At 70.5% G+C, this 7,785-nt stretch carries 8 protein-coding genes; 4 read left to right on the forward strand and 4 right to left on the reverse strand.

Going from position 1 to position 7,785, the window contains the following annotated elements:
* Window positions 1-134: 134 nt before the first annotated feature.
* The gene (locus tag OUA97_RS21015) at window positions 135-1,034 is read left to right on the forward strand and encodes a hypothetical protein (protein WP_267234006.1); all 900 of its coding nucleotides are present in this window, start codon (window positions 135-137) and stop codon (window positions 1,032-1,034) included.
* A 70-nt stretch (window positions 1,035-1,104) separates the two neighbouring features.
* Here OUA97_RS21015 and OUA97_RS21020 read toward each other — a convergent pair whose 3' ends face one another.
* From OUA97_RS21020 to OUA97_RS21030, 3 genes are all read right to left on the reverse strand, one after another.
* A complete protein-coding gene (locus OUA97_RS21020) occupies window positions 1,105-1,338 on the reverse strand; it encodes an aa3-type cytochrome c oxidase subunit IV (RefSeq protein ID WP_267234007.1) in 234 nt (77 codons plus the stop codon).
* Between the two features lie 90 nt (window positions 1,339-1,428).
* Window positions 1,429-2,493: an alpha/beta fold hydrolase gene (locus tag OUA97_RS21025; protein WP_267234008.1), complete on the reverse strand. Its 1,065-nt coding sequence runs from the start codon at window positions 2,491-2,493 to the stop codon at window positions 1,429-1,431.
* Window positions 2,494-2,497: 4 nt separating this feature from the next.
* Window positions 2,498-2,971, reverse strand: coding sequence for a PaaI family thioesterase (locus OUA97_RS21030; protein ID WP_267234010.1), 474 nt, complete (start codon window positions 2,969-2,971; stop codon window positions 2,498-2,500).
* A gap of 150 nt (window positions 2,972-3,121) precedes the next feature.
* Between OUA97_RS21030 and OUA97_RS21035 the strand changes: the two genes are divergently transcribed.
* The 3 genes from OUA97_RS21035 to OUA97_RS21045 all read left to right on the forward strand — a co-directional run bounded on the left by OUA97_RS21035 (window position 3,122) and on the right by OUA97_RS21045 (window position 6,702).
* Window positions 3,122-3,619 (forward strand): DUF3617 domain-containing protein, encoded by a 498-nt coding sequence (locus OUA97_RS21035; protein WP_267234011.1) that lies wholly within the window; start codon window positions 3,122-3,124, stop codon window positions 3,617-3,619.
* 273 nt (window positions 3,620-3,892) lie between these two features.
* Complete coding sequence (locus OUA97_RS21040; RefSeq protein WP_267234012.1) at window positions 3,893-5,332, forward strand: amidohydrolase; 1,440 nt, start codon at window positions 3,893-3,895, stop codon at window positions 5,330-5,332.
* Window positions 5,332-6,702 (forward strand): amidohydrolase family protein, encoded by a 1,371-nt coding sequence (locus tag OUA97_RS21045; protein WP_267234013.1) that lies wholly within the window; start codon window positions 5,332-5,334, stop codon window positions 6,700-6,702. Before OUA97_RS21040 ends, OUA97_RS21045 begins: the two co-directional genes overlap by 1 nt.
* Window positions 6,703-6,826: 124 nt before the next feature.
* On the opposite strand, the gene OUA97_RS21050 is transcribed toward OUA97_RS21045, so the two are convergent.
* Window positions 6,827-7,785 (reverse strand): glycoside hydrolase family 3 C-terminal domain-containing protein (locus tag OUA97_RS21050; RefSeq protein WP_267234014.1); only part of this gene is annotated, 959 nt, incomplete at its 5' end.

Genomic DNA, 7,785 nt, shown 5'->3' on the forward strand with positions numbered 1-7,785 from the left:
GCCCAGCACGCGATGCGGGCCGCGGGCGCGCAAGCGGCCTCGGCTTCCGGCGACAGCGCCCCGCCGCCGGCCGGGCCCCAAGCGCGCCGCCTGGAGCGCGTCCGCTCCCTGATGACCGAGAAGGGCTGCTAGCCGTGCGCCGGCTCCTCCTGACCGCCGCCGCCCTCGCCGCCGCCGGCCCCGCCCTGGCCGAGCAGAGCCCGGCCTCGGCCGCCGCCAAGGGCCGCATCGCCCCGTTCAGCGTCCAGGTGATCGGCGCCCTGCCGCCCGCCGAGGTGAAAGCCTTCACGGCCAAGGCCGGGACGATCGTCGACAAGGTGCTGGCCACCCCGACCTTGCATCAGCCGCGCGGCTTTTCGATCACCCGCTCGCTGACCATCGACAGCCCGCCCAGCGACCAGCCGCAGGGCCAGCCGTTCCTCGGCCGCGTCACCATGATCCCGCAGATGATCGACCTGGAGGCCGGGGCCAAGCCCGACGCGGCCGGCGCCTATATGGGCCGGCTGGAGGGCCCGACCTTCCAGATCCGGTTCAATAACCTGGCGGCCATCTACCCCAACGACAACGGCGACCGCCTCGACCAGCCGCGCGACCTGCCGCTGAAGATGGCCTCGATCCAGGGCTTCCCGGTGTTCCAGGTCGGCGTCCGCCAGGTGATCCTGATCGCCAAGCCGGGCCGCCAGCCCTATGCGCCGATGACCAAGGGCCAGTACCTGGACTGGCTGGCCAAGGAGATTCCTGGCGACACGCGCCTGGCGACGACCCGGGCGTCCCTGACCGGGCCGCAGCTCGCCGCCCCGGCCTGCGCCAGTTCGCGCCTGCGCGAGCTGTTTGGCGACTGCGCCAAGGGCGCGGCGCCTTATGTCCGCCTAAACCCGGACTATTTCGACAAGGGCGCGCGCAAGGGGGCGATCCAGCTGGTGGCGATCTCGACGCCGATCCCCGGCGGCCACGGCCACAAGATCCTGGAGCCCAAGCTCAAGGCCGCCGCCGCGGAGCTGGACCTGGCCTCGATCCAGGCGCTGCTGGACTAGCTCACGACCGCAAAAAGGCGGACGCCGTCGCCGGCGCCCGCCTTTTTCAGATCAGACTGGTGAGTCGCGCTTAGTGGGCGTCGTCGCCGCCGTGCTCGCGCAGCACCAGGAAGCCGCCGACCGAGATGATCACGCCGACCGCCAGCGCGCCGACGAAGCTGGTCGGGGTGCAGAACACCAGAACCAGGAACACCAGCAGCGCGGCCAGCGACAGCGAACCCCACTTCGTCAGCATGACGAACAGGTGGTAGGTCGAGGTCTGCTCGTGGATGTCCATGTCGCCGCGGTGGTATTCGGAAGCCATGGCGGGGCCGTCTCTCTCTTCGAAAATTCTGTTGTCGCCGGACCTACACGAACCGTAGGCCGGCCTCAAGGGTTCCTGGCGCGGCCTGTGTCAGCCCGGCCACACCGCCAGCAGCGAACGCAGCGCCGCCACCAGGGCCAGCGGCTGGTCGACCATGACGTGGTGGGCCGAGTCGGGGATGGCGATTTCCAGGATGTCGTCAGGCAGCGGCGTGATCTGGCCCTCGACCTTGCGGGTGATGATCACCGAGCGGTCGCCGAAGATGTGCGCCAGCGGCACCTCGACCTTGGGCTTGCCGCCGACCATCATCTGGTTCATCGCCGTGCGGTCGAGCTTGTTCCACATGTTCGGGTCGAACCGCCAGGTCCAGCCTTCGCCCGAGCCGTCCTCCATCGGCGCGCGCTTCAGCGAGCGGCGCGCGATGAAATCGGCGATGAACAGGTTGCCTGCGGCTTGGGGAGGCATGAACCGGAAGCGCGCCAACGCCGCCTGGATGGTCGGATAGACTTTCTGCGCGCGGTCCGGGGTCGGGATGTTGGCGACCCGCTTGGCCTGATCCTCCAGCATGCGCTTGCCTTCGGGGCTGTCGGGCGGCGGCCCGCCGAAACCGACGTCGACCATGATCGCCGCCTTCATCCGGTCCGGATGCGCGGCCGCGGCGAAGAACACCTGGCTGCCGCCGAACGAGTGGCCGACATAGACCGGCTTGCCGGCCGCGTAGAGCCCGGCCGCCTGGGCGCAGGCCTCGGCGTCCTCGGCGAAGTCCTGGAAGGCGTAGGTCTCGCGCCAGTCCGAGGCGCCCATGCCGGCCAGCGACATCGAGGCCACGCGGTAGTCCTTGGCCAGGTACGGCGCGATGAAGCTCCACCAGTCGGCATGGGCCGAGTTGCCGTGCACCAGCAGCAGGCCCGGCTTGCCGACCTCGCCCCAGGTCAGCAGCTCGAGCTTGCTGCCCTTGGACGTGACGAAGCTGCGCTCCGGCTCCTGGGCGATGGCGTCGAGGAACCAGGCCGGGGCGTCCGGCTCGCGGCCGCGGAACGGCAGCAGCGGGGCCTGGACTTCCGGCGGCAGGCTGCCGGGCTCGCTCGGAACCGGGCGGTCGTCGTCATAGTAGCCGACCGGCGCGCCTTCCTTGATCGCGGGATCCATCGCCATGGCCTTACTCGCCCCTCTTTTCCCGCTCGCCCGGCTTGCGCTGGATCGAGCGGATGCCCTTGTAGACGCCGGTGCCGGTCATCAGCGTGCGCTCGGCGCACCAGATGCGGCCACGGACGGTGAACACGTCGTCCTGTTCGGCGATGATCTCGCTGGAGCCCTCGATCCACTCGCCCATGTGGCCGCCGGAGAGGAAGTCGGTGGTCAACCGCACCGTCACCCAGCCGATCTCGCGCTGGTTTGAGATCACCCGCCCCCAGGCCATGTCGGCGAAGCTCATCAGCATGCCGCCGTGGCAGTTGCCCATGCCGTTGGCGTGGTGCTCCTCGACCCGGAACGCCATGATCTCGTCGTTCGTGGCGGGGTCGCGCTTGGAATAGAACGGGCCGACGGTGCGGCCGAAACCGCGCTGCCAGAGGTTGATCACAAAGCCGTCGGGAACGACGGCGGCCTGCACTTCGGTCAGATCGTCGGACATCGTGCGATGCTGATGAACGGGCGTTTGAAAAATGGCAAGCGCCGAAACACCCGAGCCGCGCCGCATATTCCGTGGCGCCATGGTCGCGCTTCGTGCGTTGTGGCTTGGCCGATACGCCCTGGGGGTGGTCGGACCAACATGGAGAAACGCATGCGTATCGCACTCAGCCTGGCCCTGGTCGCCGTCCTGGCCGCCGCCTGCTCCAAGAAGGAGGAAGCCGCCAAGGCCCCGGAGGCCGCCGCCCCCGCCGCGCCGGCGGCGCCGGCCGCTCCCGCCCTCGCCGCCGCCGACCTGGAGGGCCCCAAGCCCGGCAAGTGGAAGATGACCACCACCCTGTCGGCCGCCCCCAAGCCGGTCACCGTCGAGACCTGCGTCGCCCAGACCAGCTTCAAGGACATGGACGCGGCCAAGCAGAAGGCCGGCGTCACCTGCGCCGAGCAGTCCTATCGCCGCGAGGGCGCCGACATCGTCGGCCACAGCGTCTGCACCATCCAGGGCGGCATGAAGGTGATCACCGACAGCCGTATCTCCGGCGACTTCACCAGCCGCTACACGGTCGACGCCAAGACCGTCATGGACCCGGCCCCGACCCCGGCCATGAAGGAAACCACCATGAAGATCACCGCCGAACGTATCGGCGACTGCTGACCGACAAGCGTGTCATCCCGGTTTGCGAGGCAAGACCGGGATCCATTCGCACCTGACCTCGGGTTGCTTGGCGCGGCTGCGCCGCATCCTGATCCATCCGGCGTTCATGGATCCCGGTCTTCGGCTGCGCCGAAACCGGGATGACGCCCCAAGCAGGCAAGATCCGCCCCCGCCGCGCCCGGCTTCGTCGTAAATTCGTCCGCCCAGCCTTCCCCGCGGCGCAGGTTCCGTCCTATCGTCCGCGCCAGTTCGCAGGGGATGGGTTCCTTCAAGATGAGAGTTCTGACGACGGCGGTCGCGGTGTTCGCGGCCGCGGCCCTCAGCGGTTGCGCCACCACGGCGGCGACCTCCAGCAAGCCGGCCGCCGGCGACGCCGCCAAGGCCGGGCCCCTGCCCAAGGGGCTGGATTCCGGGCGCGGCGAGGACGCCTACGCCTCGACCTACCGACCGCTGCCCAGCCGCCCGACCGCCCTGGTCGACGCGACCATCTTCACCGGGACCGGCGAGAAGATCGACCGCGGCGTGGTGCTGATCCGCGACGGCAAGATCGAAGCCGTCGGTGCGGCCATCGTTCCCCCGGCCAGCTACGACATGGTCGACGCCGCCGGAAAGTTCGTCACCCCCGGCCTGATCGACGCCCACTCGCACCTAGGCGTCTATCCCTCGCCCGCCGTGCCGGCCCACTCGGACGGCAACGAGCTGACCGACCCCAACACCGCCGGCGTCTGGGCCGAGCATTCGGTCTGGCCACAGGACCCCGGCTTCAACCTCGCTCGCGCCGGCGGCGTCACCACCCTCTTGGTGCTGCCGGGCTCCGGCAACCTGATCGGCGGCCGCTCGGTCACCCTGCGCAACATTCCGGCCCGCACCGTCCAGGACATGAAATTCCCCGGCGCGCCCTACGGCCTGAAGATGGCCTGCGGCGAGAACCCCAAGCGCGTCTACGGCAGCCGCAACCGGGCCCCGTCGACCCGCATGGGCAATGTCGCCGGCTACCGCACCGCCTGGATCAACGCCGCCGACTACGCCCGCAAGTGGGATGACTACCGCGCCAAGGCTGACCGCGGCGAAAAGGCTGACCCGCCCAAGCGCGACCTGCAGCTGGAGACCCTGGCCGGCGTGCTCAAGGGCGAGATCCTGGTCGAGAACCACTGCTACCGGGCCGACGAAATGGTCCAGATGATCGGGGTCGCCAACGAGTTCGGCTACAAGATCACCGCCTTCCACCACGCGCTGGAGGCCTACAAGATCGCCGACATCCTGGCCAAGGAAGACATCTGCGTCGCGACCTGGGCCAACTGGTGGGGCTCCAAGCTGGAGGCCTGGGACGCGGTCGAGGCCAACGCCCCGATGATCCACGCGGCCGGCGGCTGCGCGGTCATCAAGTCCGACGACCCCGACGTGATCCAGCGGCTGAACCAGGAGGCCGCCGAGGCGCTGGCCGCCGGTCGCGCCGCCGGCTACCAGATCACCGAGGGCGAGGCGATGAAGTGGATCACCCTCAACCCGGCCAAGGCCATCGGCCTGGAGAAAGAGACCGGCAGCCTGGAGCCCGGTAAGCGCGCCGACGTGGTGCTGTGGGACAAGAACCCCTTCTCGATCTACGCCAAGGCCGAGCGCGTCTATCTGGACGGCGGCCTCGCCTATGATCGGCGCGACCCGCGCTATCAGCCCAAGTCGGACTTCGAACTCGGCCAGGGAGCGGGCCGCTGATGCGTAAGCTTGTCGTTAGCCTGGCGGCGCTGGCCGCCGCCCTCGCCGGCCCGGCGCTCGCGCAGACCGTGGCCATCACCAACGCCCGCGTCCTCACCGCCGGTCCGGCCGGCGAGATCGCCCATGGCCTGGTCTTGATCGACAAGGGCAAGATCACCGCCGTCCTCGACCAGACCACCGTCCGGCTGGCGTTCGCGCCCGGCACGCAGGTGATCGACGCTCAAGGCGGCGTCGTCACGCCCGGCTTCATCGCCCCCAACGCCCTGCTCGGCGCCGTCGAAGTCCGCTCGCTCGGCGACGACGTGGTGGCCAACAATCCCGACATCGGCGCGGCCTTCGACGTCCAGTACGCGCTGAACCCGGCCTCGACCCTGATCCCGGTGGCGCGGATGGCGGGCATCACCCGCGCCGTGGTCACCCCGATCTCGGCCGGCGGCGGAGGCGGCGGCGCCGACTTCCACGCCGACGACGGCGAGGAGCTGATGACCGCGGGCGGCGGCGGCGGCACCAAGTCCGCGGCCCTGTTCGCCGGCCAGGCCGCCGTCATCCACCTGGGCGAGGCGACCGACATCCTGGTCAAGCCCAAGGTCGGCATGGTGGTGCCGTTCGGCGACGGTGGGGCCAATGTCGCCGGCGGCGCGCGCGGCGCCGAAATCGTCGCCTTGCAGACCGCCTTCCGCGACGTGCGCGACTACATGCGCAACCGCGCCGCCTACGACCGCGCCGGCGTGCGCGACCTGGCGCTGTCCAAGACCGACCTCGAGGCCCTGATCCCGGTGGTCGAGGGGCGGATGCCGATCATCGCCGTGGTCCACAAGGCCTCGGACATCCGCGCGGTGCTCAAGTTCGCCCGCGAGGAAAAGATCAAGGTCATCCTCTCCGGCGCCGAGGAAGGCTGGATGGCGGCCCGCGAGATCGCCGCCGCCGGCGTCCCGGTCATCGTCGACCCGCTGTCGGACCGGCCCGAGACCTTCCAGACCCTCGGCGCCAGCCTGGAGAACGCCGGCAAGCTGCACGCGGCGGGCGTCACCGTGATCCTGCAAGGCAGCGGCGGCGCCCACCGCATCCGCGAGCTGCGCTACAACGCCGGCAACGCCGTGTCCTACGGCATGCCCTACCAGGCGGCGCTGGCGGCGATGACCATCAATCCGGCCAAGGTGTTCGGACTCGCCGATAAGGTCGGCTCGCTGGAGCCGGGCAAGGACGCCGACCTGGTGATCTGGACCGCCGACCCGTTCGAGCCGCTCAGCCAGCCGACCGCGATCTTCATCCGCGGCCAGGCCCAACCCCTGACCTCCCGCCAGATCGAACTGCGCGACCGCTACAAGGACCTCTCGGGCCCGTATCCGGTGGCGTATCCGAAGCCGTAGACGCCATCCCCACCCGCTCACCCCGGCGAAGGCCGGGGCCCAAGCTGGATTGCAACTCGCGATACGGCCAGTCCGCTTGGATCCCGGCTTTCGCCGGGACGCGCGGAGGAGAGCTCAACGGATCTCAGGGCTTCAACGTCTGCGCCGCGAGCGCCGCGCTGGCGCGCGGGCCCAGGGTCTCGGCCGAGCTGCCGACCGCCACGGCGACCTCGCCGGCCGCCACCCGCCAGCCTGGCAGGGCGACGTCGTAGTTGGCCAGCAGCCGCGGATCGGCGGTGACGCTCACGCGCTTGGTCTCGCCCGGCGCCAGCGCCACCCGCGACCAGCCGATCAGCCGCTGGCTCTCCTGGCCGTCCGCGCCGGTGACGAAAGCGTAGACCTGCGGGGTGTCGATCCCGGCGACGTCGCCGGTGTTGGTCACGTCGAAGCTGACCTCCAGGCTCTCGCCGCCGCTCACGCTGACCGGGCCATGCGCGAAGCGCGTGTACGACAGCCCGAAGCCGAACGGGAACAGGGTCGGCCGGCCCGTCTTGGCGAACCAGCGATAGCCGGCGTCCGCGCCCTCCGGATGCGGGACCGAGAAGCGGCCCTTGTGCTGCTGCACGTTCGGGAACGAGGTCGGCAGGGTCTTCCCCTCGACCGGCGGGCCGAAGATCATGCCCGGGATCTCCGGGCGGACCAGGTCGGCGACGTCGCGCGGGAAGCTGATCGGCAGCCGGCCCGAGGGATTCACCTCGCCGAACAGCACGCGGGCGATGGCCTCGCCGCCGCGCGCGCCCGGATACCAGGCCTGCAGCACCGCCTGCACGTCGTCGAGCCACGGCATGGTCACCGGAGTTCCGGTCTCCAGCACCACCACCGTCTTGGCGTTGGCGGCGGCGACGGCGGCGATCAGCGCGTCCTGGTCGTTGGGCAGCGACAGGGTCGGCAGGTCCTCGGCCTCGGTGCACCACTGGTCGGCGAAGACGATGGCGAGGTCGGCGTCCTTCGCGGCGGGGGGGGGGGGGGGGGGGGGGGGGGGGGGGGGGGTGGTGTGGTGGTCGTTTAGAGGCCGCGCGCGGCTCGGCCGCGCCCCCGCGGCGG

The organism is Phenylobacterium sp. 58.2.17 (assembly GCF_026411515.1).
Lineage (GTDB): Bacteria > Pseudomonadota > Alphaproteobacteria > Caulobacterales > Caulobacteraceae > Phenylobacterium.

Coding starts and splice junctions, on each gene's coding strand:
- OUA97_RS21020 (WP_267234007.1), bottom strand. CDS start 1,338: ATGGCTTCCGAATACCACCGCGGCGACATGGACATCCACGAGCAGACC.
- OUA97_RS21025 (WP_267234008.1), bottom strand. CDS start 2,493: ATGGCGATGGATCCCGCGATCAAGGAAGGCGCGCCGGTCGGCTACTAT.
- OUA97_RS21030 (WP_267234010.1), bottom strand. CDS start 2,971: ATGTCCGACGATCTGACCGAAGTGCAGGCCGCCGTCGTTCCCGACGGC.
- OUA97_RS21035 (WP_267234011.1), top strand. CDS start 3,122: ATGCGTATCGCACTCAGCCTGGCCCTGGTCGCCGTCCTGGCCGCCGCC.
- OUA97_RS21040 (WP_267234012.1), top strand. CDS start 3,893: ATGAGAGTTCTGACGACGGCGGTCGCGGTGTTCGCGGCCGCGGCCCTC.
- OUA97_RS21045 (WP_267234013.1), top strand. CDS start 5,332: ATGCGTAAGCTTGTCGTTAGCCTGGCGGCGCTGGCCGCCGCCCTCGCC.